Consider the following 15834-nt stretch of genomic DNA (forward strand, 5'->3'; position numbering starts at 1 on the left):
TACGCCGAGCTGCAGTGAGCACCACGGTCGAGAGCAGCCGGGTGTCGGGGGCCACGCCCCCGGCACCCGGGCACGTGGACCGCAAGGTCAGCCTGAAGGCGCGGCTGCTGCGCTACCGCTGGCTGTACCTGCTGCTGGCGCCGGGCGTGGTGTACTTCGCGATCTTCAAGTACGCCCCGATGTACGGGATCACGATCGCCTTCCAGGACTACCTGCCCTTCCTGGGCATGACCGGCAGTCCCTGGGTGGGGTTCAAGCACTTCGAGGCGCTGTTCTCCAGCCCCGACTTCCCGCGGCTGCTGAGCAACACCCTGATCCTGGCCGCGCTCAACGTGGTGATCGTCTTCCCGGCGCCGATCGTCGTGGCGCTGCTGCTGAACGAGCTGCGGCTGCAGATCGTGAAGCGGACGGTGCAGTCGCTGATCTACATCCCGCACTTCCTGTCGTGGACGATCGTGGCCTCGCTGACCTACCTGCTCTTCGCCCTGGACGTCGGTGCGATCACCGCGGCGGCGAACAGCCTGACCGGGAACCGCTTCGACTTCCTCGCCGACCCCGACTGGTTCCGGCCGCTGATCATCCTGCAGACCCTGTGGAAGTCCACCGGGTGGGGCACGATCATCTACCTGGCCGCGCTGACCGGGGTGGACCCGAACCTGTACGAGGCGGCCAAGATCGACGGCGCGAGCCGGTGGCGGCAGCTGTGGCACGTCACGCTGCCGGCGATCGCCTCGACCGTGGTGATCATGGCGATCCTGCTGTCGGGCAACCTGCTCGACACCGGCTTCGAGCAGATCTACCTGATGACCAACAGCCTGAACCGGTCGGTCGCCGACGTGTTCGACACCTACGTCTACTACCTCGGCATCACGCAGGGCTCGTACAGCTACTCCACCGCGGTGGGGCTGTTCAAGGCCGTCATCGGGATCATCTTGATCTTCGGCTCCAACTGGATCGCGCGCCGTGTCGGCCAGCGCGGACTGTTCTGAGGAGGGGGCAGTGAGCACACTCGACGAACCGGGCCGTGAGGTCCAGGCGGCGGCGCTGGACGACCCCCGCTCGGTCCGCGGCCGCAGCGGTCCCGGCACCCAGCCGCTGCGCCGGCGCGGCCAGAAGGAGTCGCTGGGCAGCCGTCTCTTCGACGGGCTGAACCTGCTGGTCCTGGTCGCCCTGGCCGTGATCACGGTGCTGCCGTTCCTGTACGTGATCGCCGGCTCCTTCGCCAGCGAGGCCGAGCTGGCCTCACGGCCGTTCTTCCTGTGGCCGAACGACGTCGACCTGTCCTCCTACGCCTACATCTTCTCCACCGGCACCTTCGTGCGGAGCCTGCTGGTGACGGTGGGGGTGACGGCGGTGGGCACGCTGGTGCAGCTGGCGCTGACGGCCACGATGGCCTACCCGCTGGCGCACAAGGCGCTGCCGGGACGCAACCTGGTGCTCAACCTGGTGATCTTCACCATGGTGTTCGGCGGCGGGATGATCCCGACGTTCCTGATCGTGCGCGAGCTGGGGCTGCTGAACTCCTACTGGTCGCTCATCCTGCCGATGGCGATCAGCCCGTTCTACCTGGTGATCATCAAGAACTTCTTCCAGGAGCTGCCCGAGGAGCTGCAGGAGGCCGGCCGGATCGACGGCTGCTCCGAGATCGGGGTGTTCTTCCGGATCGTGCTGCCGCTGTCCAAGCCGATCCTGGCGACCTTCTCGCTGTTCTACGCCGTCGGGATCTGGAACGACTTCATGTCGCCCCTGCTCTACATCGACGACTCCGACAAGTGGACGCTGCAGATGTTCATCCGGCAGGTGACCGTCTCGGCCGACATGGCCTCCACCCTCGGCCAGCTCGACCCGCAGTACCTCCCGCCGGAGCAGGGGATCAAGTTCGCCACCGTGGTGGTGGGGACGCTGCCGATCCTGCTGGTCTACCCCTTCCTGCAGAAGCACTTCGCCAAGGGCATGCTGATCGGCTCGGTGAAGGGGTGAGCGATCCCGCTCCGGGTCCCCGGGTGCTGCTCGCCGGGGACTCGACGGTGGCGGCCTGCCCGGCCACGGAGACGCCGATGTCGGGCTGGGGCCCCCACCTGGGGGCCCCGCTCAACCGCCGGCTGACCGAGGCGGCGGTGCGGGCCGGGGAACCGGTCCGCACCGTGGCCGTGCTCAACACCGCCCGGGGTGGGGCCACCACGGAGAGCCACCGGCAGGAGGGGCTGTGGGCGGCGCTGCTGGCCGAGCTCCGCCCGCAGGACGTGGTCCTGCTGCAGTTCGGCCACAACGACTCCAAGGCCGAGCACCTCGCCGCCCGCACGGGCTACACCACCAACCTGGAGCGGGCCGGCGAGGAGGTGCTGCAGCGGGGTGGACGGCCGGTGCTGTGCACCCCGGTGGCCCGTCGCCGCTTCGTGGAGGGTCGCCTCGTCGACACCCACGGCGACTACCCCGGCGCGGTCCGCGAGCTCGCCGGCCGTCGCGGCTGGCCGTGCCTGGACCTGGCACGCAGCACCACCGAGCTCTACGCCCGGCTGGGGGAGGAGGGGTCGCGGGCGCTGTTCACCCACTTCGGCCGCGGCGAGCACCCGCTCTACCCCGACGGCTGCGCCGACGACACCCACTTCTCCTTCGACGGCGCCGTGGCGGTGGCCGAGCTGGTGGCCGAGGAGCTCGCCGGGCTGTGGACGGCCGCCGGCTGGTCCCGCCCCGCCGCCTGACCACCGCCCCGCACCTGACACACCCGCACCCCACACACCCGAACGCCACACACCCGCACCCCACACACACGACCCGGCACACCCACCCCCGACCCACCGACCCCGCGAGAGGATCCCCGTGACCCCCACCCCGCTGCGCTGGCTGACCCGTCCCCGTCCCCAGGCCACCACCTGGGGGGTGCCCTGGGCCCGCGGCACGGTCGGTGCCGGGGACGGCTTCGCGCTGGCCACCGCCGACGGCCGGCCGGTGCCGGTGCAGAGCTGGGTGACCGCCCGCTGGCCCGACGGCAGCGTCAAGTGGTCGGCCCACGCGATCGGCCCGCAGCAGGACCCGGCGGCGGGGTACACCCTCACCCCGACCGCCGACCCCGCGCCCGTCGAGGGCCCGGTGGTCAGGGTGGGCGAGTCCGCCGACGGCGTGGTGGTCGACACCGGCGTGGTGCGCTGGACCATCCCCACCAGCGGCCCGCTGCTGGTCGGCTCCGCCGAGCGGGACGGCCGCACGGTGGTCGGCCCGGTGGAGCTGGTCAGCCTCTGGCAGGGCGGACCCACCCCCGACGCCGGCGGCCACGTCGAGCGCGAGGAGCTGCGCGGGCTGGTGGAGGAGGTGGTGGTGGAGCAGTCGGGTCCGCTGCGCGCGGTCGTCCGGCTGACCGGCCGCCACGCCCGGCCCTCCGCCGCCGCGACGCGGGGCGGGCGCGGCGCCTGGCTGCCGTTCACCGTCCGGCTGGTCCTCGCCGCCGGCTCCGAGGAGCTGCGGGTCGTGCACTCGCTGGTCTGGGACGGCGACGCCGACCGGGACTTCCTGGCCGGGCTGGGGCTGCGGGCCTCGGTGCCGATGCGCGACGCCCTGCACGACCGCCACGTGCGGCTGGCCGGCACCGCCGGTGGACCGGGCCGCGACGAGGAGGCGGTCGGCTTCCTGACCGAGGCCGTCCGGGGCCTCACCGGTCTGCGCCGCGACCCGGGCGAGCAGGTCCGCCGGGCGCAGGTCGAGGGACGTCCCTGCCCGCCGGTGCAGGAGTGGGCCCCGGAGGTCTCCCGGCGGCTGGAGCTCATCCCGGCCTGGAACGACTGGACCCTGGACCAGACCAGCGCCGACGGCTACCTGCTACGCAAGCGCACCGGCGCGGGCCGGTCCTGGGTGACCATCCCGTCGGGGCGGCGCTCGGCCGGCTACGGCTACCTCGGCGGTGCCGGCGGCGGGCTCGGCTTCGGGCTCCGGAACTTCTGGCAGCAGCACCCGACCCGGCTGGACGTCCGCGGCGCGGCCACCGCCACCGCCACCGCGACGGTGTGGATGTGGTCGCCGTCGGCGCCGGCGATGGACCTGCGCTTCTACCACGACGGCCTCGGCCAGGACGACTTCGCCAGCCAGCTCGAGGGCCTGGAGATCACCTACGAGGACTACGAGCCCGGCTTCGGCGACGCCCACGGCATCGCCCGCACCTCCGAGCTCACCCTGCGGGCCCACGCCGCCACCCCGACCGGGGCCGAGCTGTCCGAGCACGCGGCCGCGCTGGGCGACCCGGCCCTGCTGGTCTGCCCGCCGGAGCGGCTGCACGCGGCCGGCGTCTTCGGCGACTGGTCCCTGGTCGACCGCAGCACCCCCGCCCGCGCCGCCATCGAGGACCGGCTCGACCTCCTGCTCGACTACTACGCCGGCCAGGTGGAGCAGCGGCGCTGGTACGGCTTCTGGGACTTCGGCGACGTCATGCACACCTACGACCACGACCGCCACCAGTGGCGCTACGACGTCGGCGGCTACGCCTGGGACAACTCCGAGCTCAGCCCCGACCTGTGGCTGTGGTACTCCTTCCTGCGCACCGGCCGGGCCGACGTCTTCCGGCTGGCCGAGGCGATGACCCGCCACACCGGCGAGGTGGACGTCTACCACGCCGGCCGCTGGAAGGGCCTGGGCACCCGGCACAACGTCCAGCACTGGGGCTGCAGCGCCAAGCAGCTGCGGATCTCCACGGCGGCCTACCGCCGCTTCTTCTACTACCTGACCGCCGACGAGCGCACCGGCGACCTGCTCGACGAGCTCGCCGAGCCCGAGCGCACCTTCACCGCCATCGACCCCACCCGCAAGGTCCGCACCGACGTCTACACCCCCGACCCGTCGGCGCTGGCCGTCGGCCTGGGCACGGACTGGAGCGCCCTGGCGGCGGCCTGGCTCACCCGCTGGGAGCGGCACGGCGACACCCGCGCGCGCGACCGGCTGCTGGGCACCATGACCGACATCGGGTCGCTGCCGCAGGGCTTCCTGACCGGCGAGGCGCTGCTCGACCTGGAGACCGGCCGCTTCGACACCAGCCGGGACCGGGTCAGGGTGTCCCACCTCTCGGCCGTCTTCGGGCTGGTGGAGATCTGCTCGGAGCTGGTGGCGCTGACCGCCGGCACGCCGGAGGAGGCGCCGGGCTTCGAGCAGGCCTGGCTGCGGTACTGCCGGCTCTACCTGGCCGGGCCGGAGGCGCAGCAGGAGGCGGTGGGGGCCCCGCTGTCGGGGATCTCGCTGATCCAGGCCCACAGCCGGCTGACCGCCTGGGCCGCGGCCCGCACCGGGGACGCCGAGCTGGCCCGGCTGGCCTGGCACGCCTTCGACATCGGCGACGGCGACCAGCTCAACACCAACCCGCTGCAGACCATGCCCTGGGACGTGGTGACGGTGACCGGTCACGAGGTGGCCGAGGTGGTGCAGGAGGTGCGTCCGGTCAGCACCAACGACGCCGCCCAGTACGGCCTCGCCGCGATCCAGAACCTGGCCCTGGTGGGGGAGCACCTGCCGGGCTGAGCACCGCCCGGGGCGGGGCGCGGGGCGGGGGCTGGGCGCGAGCCGCTAAACTCGCTGCGTGCCTCGCCCCGACGGTCGCCTCAACCACGACATCGATCCGCAGGACCGTGGACCCCAGGACGCCTGCGGTGTCTTCGGGGTCTGGGCGCCCGGTGAGGAGGTCGCCAAGCTGGCCTTCTTCGGGCTCTACGCCCTGCAGCACCGTGGCCAGGAGTCGGCCGGGATCGCGGTCAGCAACGGCTCGCAGATCATGGTCTACAAGGACATGGGCCTGGTCAGCCAGATCTTCGACGAGTCCACGCTGGCCTCGCTGCGCGGTGACGTGGCCATCGGCCACACCCGCTACTCGACCACCGGCGCCAGCGTCTGGCAGAACGCCCAGCCGACCTTCCGCCCCACCGCCACCGGCGGTCTGGCCCTCGGCCACAACGGCAACCTGACCAACACCGACGAGCTCGAGGCCTGGCTGGCCAGCCGGCCCAACGCCCAGCCGGTGAGCCACAAGGTGACGATGGACTCCTCCAACGACACCACCCTGGTCACGGCGCTGCTGGCCACCTACGAGGACCTCAGCGTCGAGGAGGCCGCCATGGAGGTGCTGCCCCGGCTGCGCGGCGCCTTCTGCCTGGTCTTCATGGACAACGACACCATCTACGCCGCCCGTGACCCGCAGGGCATCCGCCCGCTGGTGCTGGGACGGCTGGAGACGGGCTGGGTGGTGGCCAGCGAGACGGCGGCCCTCGACATCGTCGGCGCCTCCTTCGTCCGCGAGATCGAGCCGGGCGAGCTGATCGCCATCGACGAGGACGGGCTGCGCAGCCGCCACTTCGCCAAGCCCGAGCCCAAGGGCTGCCTGTTCGAGTACGTCTACCTGGCCCGGCCCGACACCACCATCAGCAACCGCCGGGTCCACACGACCCGCGTCCGGGTCGGCCGCCAGCTCGCGATCGAGCACCCGGTCGAGGCCGACCTGGTGATCCCGGTGCCCGAGTCGGGCACCCCGGCCGCCATCGGCTACGCCGAGCAGTCCGGGATCCCCTACGGCCAGGGCCTGGTCAAGAACTCCTACGTCGGGCGGACCTTCATCCAGCCCAGCCAGACCATCCGCCAGCTCGGCATCCGGCTCAAGCTCAACCCGCTGCGCGACGTCATCGAGGGCAAGCGGCTGGTGGTGGTGGACGACTCGATCGTCCGCGGCAACACCCAGCGCGCCCTGGTCCGGATGCTGCGCGAGGCCGGCGCCGCCGAGGTGCACGTGCGGATCTCCTCCCCGCCGGTGCGCTGGCCCTGCTTCTACGGCATCGACTTCGCCACCCGCGCCCAGCTGATCGCCAACGGGCTCTCGGTGGAGGAGATCTGCCGCTCCATCGACGCCGACTCGCTGGGCTACATCTCCCTCGACGGCCTGGTCGGGGCGACCACGCTGCCCAAGGACGACCTGTGCCGGGCCTGCTTCGACGGCGTGTACCCGGTCGAGATCCCGCTCTCCGAGCGCACCGGCCGGCACGGCCTGGACGCCGCCTCCACCCAGCCGGCGCTGCAGCTCGACGAGGCCGACGGCGCCGCCGAGCCGGTCGCCGACCGCGTGCCCGAGTCCGTGGAGGCCTGAGTGGACGCGCCGAACACGTCCGCCTACGCCCGCGCCGGCGTCGACATCGAGGCGGGGGAGCGGGCGGTCGACCTGCTCAAGACCTCGGTGGGCCGCACCCGCCGTCCCGAGGTGATCGGCGGGCTCGGTGGCTTCGCCGGTCTCTTCGACGCCAGCACGCTGGCCCGCTACCAGCACCCCGTGCTGGCCACCTCCACCGACGGGGTGGGCACCAAGGTCGCGATCGCCCAGGCCATGGACGTCCACACCACCATCGGCCACGACCTGGTCGGCATGCTGGTCGACGACCTGGTCGTCTGCGGCGCGGAGCCGCTCTTCGTCACCGACTACATCGCCTGCGGCCGGCTGGTGCCCGAGCGCATCGCCGACATCGTCTCCGGCATCGCCGACGCCTGCGTGCTGGCCGGCGCCTCGCTGCTGGGCGGCGAGACCGCCGAGCACCCCGGGCTGCTCGAGCCCGACGCCTACGACGTGGCCGGGGCCACCACCGGGATCGTCGAGCGGGACAAGATGCTGGGCGCGGAGCGGGTGCGCCCCGGCGACGTGCTGGTGGCGATGGCCGCCTCCGGGCTGCACTCCAACGGCTACTCGCTGGTGCGCCACGTGGTGGCCGAGGCCGGCTGGGCCCTGGACCGCGAGGTGCCCGAGTTCGGGCGCACCCTCGGCGAGGAGCTCCTCGAGCCCACCCGCATCTACGCCCTGGACTGCCTGGCGCTCACCGAGGCCTGCGAGGTCCGCGTGCTCAGCCACGTCACCGGCGGCGGACTGGCCAACAACCTCTCCCGCGTGCTGCCGGAGTCCCTCTCGGCCGTGGTCGAGCGCAGCAGCTGGACCCCGCCCGCGGTGTTCTCGGTGCTGCAGGAGCTCGGCCGGCTCACCGCCGCCGACGTCGAGGCCACCTGGAACATGGGCGTGGGCATGGTCGCGGTGCTGCCCCCGGAGTCGGTCGACACCGCCGTCTCGCTGCTGGCCTCGCGCGGTCTGCCGGCCTGGGTCTGCGGCCGGGTGGAGGACGTCCCGGGCGGTCGGGTGGAGCTCGTCGGCGACCACCGCTGACCACTCCGGGCCTCCCTGCTTTGCGTCACTTCCCCGCTCGGGTAGATTGGCGCCACGACATGACCACAAAGAGCCGCGGCTCGTCCGCGCGCTGAGACGCGAGGGGGTCGACCCATATGGGGCGCGGCCGTGCAAAGGCAAAGCAGACCAAGGTTGCCCGTGAGCTGAAGTACCGCAGCGTCGGTACGGACTTGACCTCGCTGGAGCGAGAGCTCCGGGGCAGCTCCACCGGCGACGAGCACCACGAGGTGCCCGATCCCTACACCGATCTCGCGGACAAGTACGCGGTCGACGACGACGACGAGGACGGCCAGTACCGCCGCTCGGTCTAGCCGCCCCGTCGACGGGGGGTGAGAACCCGCCGGGTTGCTAGCCTGCTGGCATGAGCGACCCGAACGCCCCCCAGCGCCAGCCCGCGGGCAGCCCGGACTCCGCCGAGCGGTTCTGGGACCTGACGCCGGAGCAGCAGTCCGAGCGCGCCCAGCGCGCCGCCGACGGTCCGGCCCCGGCCGGGTACACCCCGAGCTACGCGGGGCCGAGCTACGTCACGCCCAGCTACGGGCGCCCGGACTACCAGGCGACCCCGACCGAGACCGAGCAGGTCTGGGGCGAACCCGGCGACGCCCGCGAGGGTGCCCAGCCGGGTGCGCAGGACGCGGGCGCGGGTCAGCCCGCCGACGGCCAGCCGGGCGCGGGTCAGGACGCGGGCGCCCCGCCGCAGCGGGCGAGCGCCGACCCCGGCTCCTACGGCACCTCCGCCGGGGGACAGGCCGGTGGCCACACGCAGCCCGGTCCCTCCGGCGCGCCGGGCCCGTCCGGTCCGCCCGCCGGCCCGTACTCCCAGCCGAGTGCGAACCCGTACGGGCAGCAGCCGTACTCCCAGCCCAGCGCGAACCCCTACGGCCAGCAGCCGTACTCCCAGCCCAGCGCGAACCCCTACGGGCAGCAGCCGTACTCCCAGCCCAGCGCCAATCCCTACGGCCAGCAGCCCTACGCCCAGGCGTCCGCCGGCTCCTACCCGCCGGCCCAGCCGGGTGGCCACGACCCCTACGGCCAGCAGGGCGGCTACCCGGGGCAGCAGGTCCCGCCGCCCGGTGCGCTGGCCGTGCCCCCGTCGGAGGAGCGGCTGTGGGGCACCCTCAGCCACGTCGGGATGATCGTCACCGGCTTCCTCGGCCCGCTGGTCGTCTACCTGGTCTACCGGGACCGCTCGGAGTGGATCCGGGCCAACGCGGCCCAGGCGCTGAACTTCTCGATCCTGGTGACGATCGTCTACGTGGTCAGCGGGGTGCTGATGACGGTCGGCGTCGGCTTCATCACCTGGTTCGTGGCCTGGGTGGCGGCGCTCGTGTTCGGCATCATGGCCGCGATGGCGGCCAACCGCGGCGACTTCTACCGCTACCCGGTGAACGTCAGCTGGGTGAAGTGACGCCCGCCGACCCCGCCGCCGGCTGACCGTGGCCACGCCACCGGGCCCGTGGCGCCCTGACGTCCTGCCCGGCTACGAGGCCCGGGAGCTCCCGCTCCCCGGGGCGCAGACCGCCCCCGGGGAGCCGGAGGACCCGCCCACGGCCACGCTGGTGCGCCGTGTCGCCGGACGCGACACCGACCGTGCCGTGCTGTACGTGCACGGCTGGAACGACTACTTCTTCCAGACCCACCTCGCCGACTTCCTGGCCGGGCTCGGCTACGCCTTCCACGCCGTGGACCTGCGCCGCTACGGACGCTCGCTGCGGCCCGGCCAGCTGCAGGGCTGGATCAACGACCTCGACCTCTACGGCGAGGAGCTCGACGCGGCGCTGGAGGTCATCAGGGCCGACCACCCCCGCGTCACGCTGATGGGCCACTCGACCGGCGGGCTGGTCGGCGCGCTGTGGGCCGACCAGCGCCCCGGTGAGCTCGACGGCGTCGTGCTCAACTCGCCGTGGCTGGACCTGCAGGGGTCGGCGATGCTGCGCACCCTCGGTCCGCCCATCCTCAGCGGGCTCGGCCAGCGGCTGCCCACCGCGGTGCTCAGGCTGCCCGACCCCGGCCTCTACGCCCGGGCGCTGCACGTCAGCCGCGAGGGGGAGTGGTCCTACGACCTGGCCTGGAAGGCCTCGCCGGCGTGGCCGGTGCGCGTCGGCTGGCTGCGCGCCGTGCTCGAGGGCCACAAGCGGGTGGCCGCGGGGCTGACCATCGACGTGCCGGTGCTGGTGATGTGCTCGGCCCGCAGCGACTTCCGCCGGACCTGGCAGCCGGAGCTCCGGGCGGCCGACATCGTGCTGGACGTGGAGCAGATCGCCCAGCGAGCCGTCCGCCTCGGACGGCTGGTGACCGTGGTGCGCATCGACGGCGGCATGCACGACCTGGTGCTCTCCGACGAGCCCGCGCGGAGCACCACCTTCACCGAGCTGGGACGCTGGCTGAACGGCTACCTGCTGGCGCCCACGCCCGAGCAGCCCACCCCCGCCCGGCCCTCCCGTATCGATCCGCGACCGGCTGCGGAGCCGCCCCGTCGGGGGTGACGGCGGACACACTCCCCGGCGGGTCACCCGATTCGTCTCCCGGCGCGGCGACGCGCAAGAATGAGGGCATGAGCACTGCACCCCATGTCGTGGTGATCGGGGCCGGTTTCGGAGGTGTGTCGGCTACCCGCGAGCTGACGAAGCTCGGTTGCCGGGTCACCCTCGTGGACCGCCACCCGTACAACACGTTCCAGCCGCTGCTGTACCAGGTGGCCACCGGCGGTCTGAACCCTGGGGACGTGACCTACTCGCTGCGCGCCCTGGTGGCCAAGCAGCACCGTCGGCTGGCCCGGTTCCGCCGCGCGCTGGTCACCGGCATCGACCGCGAGAACCGGCAGGTGCTGGTCGACGACGGCCCGCCGATCGACTACGACTACCTGGTCGTGGCCAACGGCGTGACCACCAACCACTTCGGCATCCCGGGTGCGGCCGAGTACACCCGCTCGATGTACACCCGCCGCCAGGCCATCGAGGTCCGCGACACCATCTTCGGTGCCATGGAGCGCCTGGCCGCCGACCCGGCCGCCAAGGAGCGCGGCTTCACCGTGATCGTCGTCGGCGGCGGCCCCACCGGCGTCGAGATGGCCGGCTCGCTGGCCGAGATGCGCACCTACGGCGTCCCGGTCGTCTACCCCGAGATCGACCGCGACCGGGTCCGCGTCGTGCTCGTCGAGATGATGGACCACCTGCTGGGCCCCTTCAAGCCCGACCTGCGCGAGTACACCCGCCGCGAGCTCGAGAAGCGCGGCGTCGAGGTGCGCACCGGGACGGCCATCGCCGAGGTCCGCGCCGACAGCGTCGACTTCAAGGGCGGCGAGACCATGCAGGCCGACCTGGTCATCTGGGCCGCGGGCATCGGCGGCTACTCCATCGTGCGCGAGTGGGGCCTGGAGATCGGCCGCGGCGGACGCATCCTGCTCGAGGACACCCTGCTGGCCAAGGGCGAGGAGCGCATCTTCGGCATCGGCGACTGCGCCATGATCGAGACCGACCCGCTGCCCCAGGTGGCCCCGCCGGCCATGCAGCAGGGCAAGCACGTGGCCCACAACATCGTCGCCCTCGCCAAGGGGCAGCCGATGAAGCCCTTCAAGTACTTCGACAAGGGCACCATGGCCACCATCGGCCGCAACGACGCCGTGGTCGAGCTCAAGGGCGGGCCCAAGTTCAAGGGGTTCCCGGCCTGGGTGGCGTGGGTCGCCCTGCACATCTACATGCTGCTCGGCGGCCGGAACCGGATCCAGGCCATGGTCAGCCTGGCCACCCGCTACTTCAGCTACCCCCGCAACTCGGTGGCCATCGTCGGTGACGTGGCCGACACCCCGGGGCGCAAGGAGCAGATGGCGGCGATCGCCCGCGCCCAGCAGATGGAGCAGGGCGAGGAGAAGCTGGCCGAGGCCGCCCAGCAGTGACCCGTCGGCACGGCCCCGCACCCTCCCGGGTGCGGGGCCGTCCGCGTACCCGGGACCAGGAGGCCTCGCCCCGTCCGGGGCCGGGGACGACGAAGGCCCCTCCCCGCAGGGGGAGGGGCCTCGACTGTGGCCAGGGCCGGGCTCGAACCGGCGACCTTTCACTTTTCAGGCGAACGCTGCTACCAACTGAGCTACCTGGCCGCGGGGACCCTGGGCACCAGGACCACGACGATCGAAAGCGGTGACCATCCGGATGGATCATCACCGCTCTCGCGACCCCGACGGGACTCGAACCCGCGACCTCCGCCGTGACAGGGCGGCGCGCTAACCAACTGCGCCACGGGGCCCAGATCGTGCTCAGGGCCTCTTCCGGCCGTCTCCGGCCAGCGATCCGAAACTATAGCGCAGGGACCGGGGCGGAGCGAATCGAGCGCTGCGGCGCCTCCCGGGAGCCGCCGTCGCACCCGGTGCGGAGGACCCGGTGGTGCGCGGACGGGCCCGGGACGCCAGACTCTGGGCGAGCAGCCGAGCCCGACGGAGGTCAGTGATGTCCGAGCAGATCCCCACCCGCATGCAGGCCGTGGTCGTCCACGGACCCGAGGACTACCGGCTGGAGGAGGTCGACGTCCCGGTCCCCGGGCCGGGGGAGATGCTGCTCGAGGTCCGCGCGGTCGGGGTGTGCGCCAGCGACCTGAAGTGCTACCACGGCGCTGCGAAGTTCTGGGGCGACCAGGACCGCCCGCCCTACGTGGAGCGGGGCCGGATCCCCGGGCACGAGTTCGTCGGCGACGTGGTCCGCGGCGACCAGGCGGCCCTGGAGCGCCACGGCGTGCAGCTGGGCGACCGGGTGGTCTGCGAGCAGATCGTGCCGTGCGAGGAGTGCCGCTACTGCCGGCGCGGGCAGTACTGGATGTGCGGCCCCCACGACATCTTCGGGTTCAAGAGCTTCGACGGGGCGATGGCGCAGTATCTGCTGGTGCCGGCGCGGGCCCGCGTGCACCGGGTGTCGAAGGAGCTCGCCCCCCACCACGCCGCCTTCGCCGAGCCGCTGTCCTGCGCCCTGCACGCCGTCGAGCGGGGTGGCATCACGTTCGAGGACGTGGTGGTGGTCGCCGGCTGCGGACCGATCGGCCTGGGGCTGGTGCTGGGTGCCCGGCAGAAGAACCCGCGGCTGCTGATCGCCCTCGACCTCGACGACGACAAGCTCGAGCTCGGCCGCCGCTGCGGCGCCGACGTGGTGATCAACGTCGCCCGCGAGGACGCCGTCGCCCGGGTCCGGGAGCTGACCGAGGGCTACGGCGCCGACGTCTACCTGGAGGGGACCGGCCACCCGTCCGCCGTCGGCCAGGGCCTCAACCTGCTGCGCAAGCTCGGCACCTACGTGGAGTACTCCGTCTTCGGCTCTGACGTCACCGTCGACTGGACGATCATCTCCGACGACAAGGAGCTCGACGTGCTCGGCGCCCACCTCGGCCCGTACTGCTGGCCGGCGGCGATCAAGATGCTCGAGGACGGCAAGGTCCCGGTCGACGACATCTGCACCCACCAGGTCGGCCTGGCCGACTTCCAGCAGGCCCTCGACCTGGTCGCCGACACGAGCGGCTCCTCGGTCAAGGTCTCGATCCTGCCCAACGGCTGACGCCGGCGACGACACCCGGGCGGGACCGGGAACGCATCCTCGGTGCCCCCGGCCGGTGCTCCTGCCCGGTGGCGGTGTGCGGGGCCCGGAGATACGTGACGTAAGTTCGCGCGATCCCGGACCTCGCAGGGTCTTGCGCGCCGGGGCGCGGTGGGCGAGGATCGACGAAACCCCGTCCCCGCGGTGCTGTCCGGCCGGTGCTGGACCGATGCCCCCCTTGCTGCTGGAGTCCCAGATGCCATGTACCGACCGTCCCTCCACCGCTCGTCGGGGCCGGCGCCTCGGCCTCGCCGCGGTGGCCACCGCCGCCGCCGGCCTGGTCGCCCTCGGCGCGGTCCAGCCCGCCGCGGCCGACCGGCCCAACCCGACCGACCAGCTGAAGAAGCGCGGGGTCGTCACCGAGGGCGTGTGCCGGGCCTGGTCGCAGCAGGTCACCAAGCAGATGACGCTGGAGGAGAAGGTCGGCCAGCTGTTCATCCAGGAGCTCTACGGCCCGACCGCCACCACCAAGGACCCCCGCAACGTCGACTTCTACGGCCTGGAGACGCCGGCCGAGATCATCGCGAAGTACCACCTGGGCGGGGCCATCTACTTCGCCTGGACCGACTCCGTGGCCGGCGGCCCGCAGCAGATCGCCGGGCTGTCCAACGGTCTGCAGCAGGCGGCGCTCGGAGCCGACCGCTTCGACGTCCCGCTGCAGGTCGCGATCGACCAGGAGCAGGGCGTCGTCACCCGCATCGGCCCGCCGGCCACCCAGTTCCCCGGCTCGATGGCCGTGGCCGCCACCCGCAGCACCGAGGACGCGCGCACCGCCGCCGCGATCACCGGCGAGGAGCTGGCCGCGATGGGGGTCAACGTGAACTTCGCCCCCGACGCCGACGTCAACGTCAACCCGCAGAACCCGGTGATCGGCGTCCGCTCCTTCTCCTCCGACCCCGAGCTGGCCGCCGACTTCGTGGCCGCCCAGGTGGCGGGCTACCAGGACGACGCGGGCATCGCCTCCTCGGCCAAGCACTTCCCCGGCCACGGCGACACCGCCACCGACTCCCACACCGGCCTGCCGCTGATCACCCACACCCGTGAGCAGTGGGAGCAGCTGGACCGGCCGCCGTTCGAGGCCGCCATCGAGGCCGGGGCCGACATGATCATGACCGCGCACCTGGTGATGCCCGCCCTCGACGACTCCGGGGTCCCGGCCACGCTGAGCAAGCCGATCCTGACCGACCTGCTGCGCGAGGAGATGGGCTACGAGGGCGTCATCGTCACCGACTCCCTGCAGATGGCCGGCGTCCGCGACATGTTCGACGACGCCGAGATCGCCGTCCGGGCCCTCGAGGCCGGCGCCGACCAGCTGCTGATGTCGTCCGACCTGCCGGTGGCCTACCCGGCGGTGGTCGAGGCCGTGCAGAGCGGCCGGCTGCGTGAGGGCGACATCGACCAGAAGGTGAAGCGGGTGCTGCAGCTCAAGTGCACCAACGGCACCGTGCTCGACCCGATGGTCGACGAGTCGGCGGTCTCGCAGACCGTCGGGGCGCCCGAGCACCGGGCCGAGGCCGACCGGATCACCGACGGCACCCACACCCTGCTGGAGAACGACGCCGACCTGCTGCCGCTCCAGGTCGGGGGCCAGGACGTCCTGGTGACCGGGTTCGGCGTCAGCACCACCTCGACGCTGGCCGCCGAGCTGGCGGCGCGGGGGGCCACCACCACCGTGCAGGAGACCGGCACCGCGCCGAACGCCACGCGGATCGCCGCTGCCGTGGCCGCGGCCGAGCAGGCCGACACCGTGGTGGTGCTGACCAACAACGCCAGCACCTCCGCAGCCCAGCAGCGGCTGGTCAGCCAGCTGCAGGCGACCGGCACCCCGGTCGTGGTGGTCGCGGTCCGCAACCCCTACGACATCGCGGCGCTGCCCGGCACCGAGACCTACCTGACCACCTACTCCTACAGCCCGGTGACGGTGCCCTCGCTGGCCCGCGTGCTGACCGGTGAGGTGGAGCCGTCGGGCAAGCTCCCGGTCGACATCCCCGCCCTGGGCGACCCGGGCACCGTGCTGTACCCGTTCGGGTCCGGCCTCGGCTACTGAACTCCCGTCCCACCCACCCCTGCCCCGCTGAG

At 72.7% G+C, this 15834-nt stretch carries 12 protein-coding genes and 2 tRNA genes; 12 read left to right on the plus strand and 2 right to left on the minus strand.

What is annotated here, in order from left to right:
* The 10 genes from GC722_RS17635 to GC722_RS05100 all read left to right on the plus strand — a co-directional run.
* Positions 1–989: ABC transporter permease (locus GC722_RS17635; RefSeq protein ID WP_197429807.1), on the plus strand; the 989-nt coding region annotated here is incomplete at its 5' end.
* Between the two features lie 10 nt (positions 990–999).
* Entirely contained in the window at positions 1000–1980 is a 981-nt protein-coding gene (locus GC722_RS05060) for a carbohydrate ABC transporter permease (RefSeq protein ID WP_331714395.1), read from the plus strand.
* A complete protein-coding gene (locus GC722_RS05065; protein ID WP_197429808.1) occupies positions 1977–2702 on the plus strand; it encodes a rhamnogalacturonan acetylesterase in 726 nt (241 codons plus the stop codon). The genes GC722_RS05060 and GC722_RS05065 overlap by 4 nt, the downstream gene beginning before the upstream one ends.
* Positions 2703–2820: 118 nt before the next feature.
* Positions 2821–5496: an exo-rhamnogalacturonan lyase family protein gene (locus GC722_RS05070; protein WP_331714396.1), complete on the plus strand. Its 2676-nt coding sequence runs from the start codon at positions 2821–2823 to the stop codon at positions 5494–5496.
* 58 nt (positions 5497–5554) lie between these two features.
* Positions 5555–7105 (plus strand): amidophosphoribosyltransferase, encoded by a 1551-nt coding sequence (gene purF / locus GC722_RS05075; protein ID WP_331714397.1) that lies wholly within the window; start codon positions 5555–5557, stop codon positions 7103–7105.
* The gene (gene purM, locus GC722_RS05080) at positions 7106–8161 is read left to right on the plus strand and encodes a phosphoribosylformylglycinamidine cyclo-ligase (protein WP_331714398.1); all 1056 of its coding nucleotides are present in this window, start codon (positions 7106–7108) and stop codon (positions 8159–8161) included. It abuts the gene before it with no gap.
* Between the two features lie 116 nt (positions 8162–8277).
* Positions 8278–8493 carry a DUF3073 domain-containing protein gene (locus tag GC722_RS05085; RefSeq protein ID WP_156608471.1) on the plus strand — a complete coding sequence of 72 codons (216 nt, stop codon included), beginning with the start codon at positions 8278–8280 and terminating at the stop codon, positions 8491–8493.
* A gap of 50 nt (positions 8494–8543) precedes the next feature.
* A complete protein-coding gene (locus GC722_RS05090; RefSeq protein ID WP_156608473.1) occupies positions 8544–9590 on the plus strand; it encodes a DUF4870 domain-containing protein in 1047 nt (348 codons plus the stop codon).
* A gap of 28 nt (positions 9591–9618) precedes the next feature.
* Positions 9619–10668 carry an alpha/beta hydrolase gene (locus GC722_RS05095; protein ID WP_331714399.1) on the plus strand — a complete coding sequence of 350 codons (1050 nt, stop codon included), beginning with the start codon at positions 9619–9621 and terminating at the stop codon, positions 10666–10668.
* A 68-nt stretch (positions 10669–10736) separates the two neighbouring features.
* Positions 10737–12077 carry an NAD(P)/FAD-dependent oxidoreductase gene (locus GC722_RS05100; RefSeq protein WP_156608478.1) on the plus strand — a complete coding sequence of 447 codons (1341 nt, stop codon included), beginning with the start codon at positions 10737–10739 and terminating at the stop codon, positions 12075–12077.
* Between the two features lie 127 nt (positions 12078–12204).
* Here GC722_RS05100 and GC722_RS05105 read toward each other — a convergent pair.
* Together GC722_RS05105 and GC722_RS05110 are read right to left on the minus strand one after the other, a co-directional pair.
* Positions 12205–12278 (minus strand) — tRNA-Phe (locus GC722_RS05105).
* A gap of 72 nt (positions 12279–12350) precedes the next feature.
* Positions 12351–12424: transfer RNA gene (locus GC722_RS05110), tRNA-Asp, on the minus strand.
* Between the two features lie 200 nt (positions 12425–12624).
* Between GC722_RS05110 and GC722_RS05115 the strand changes: the two genes are divergently transcribed.
* Entirely contained in the window at positions 12625–13716 is a 1092-nt protein-coding gene (locus tag GC722_RS05115) for an alcohol dehydrogenase catalytic domain-containing protein (protein WP_156608480.1), read from the plus strand.
* A gap of 208 nt (positions 13717–13924) precedes the next feature.
* Entirely contained in the window at positions 13925–15802 is a 1878-nt protein-coding gene (locus GC722_RS05120; RefSeq protein ID WP_231747391.1) for a glycoside hydrolase family 3 protein, read from the plus strand.
* Positions 15803–15834 lie beyond the last annotated feature (32 nt).

This window comes from Auraticoccus cholistanensis, assembly GCF_009742705.1.
Taxonomy (GTDB): domain Bacteria; phylum Actinomycetota; class Actinomycetes; order Propionibacteriales; family Propionibacteriaceae; genus Auraticoccus; species Auraticoccus cholistanensis.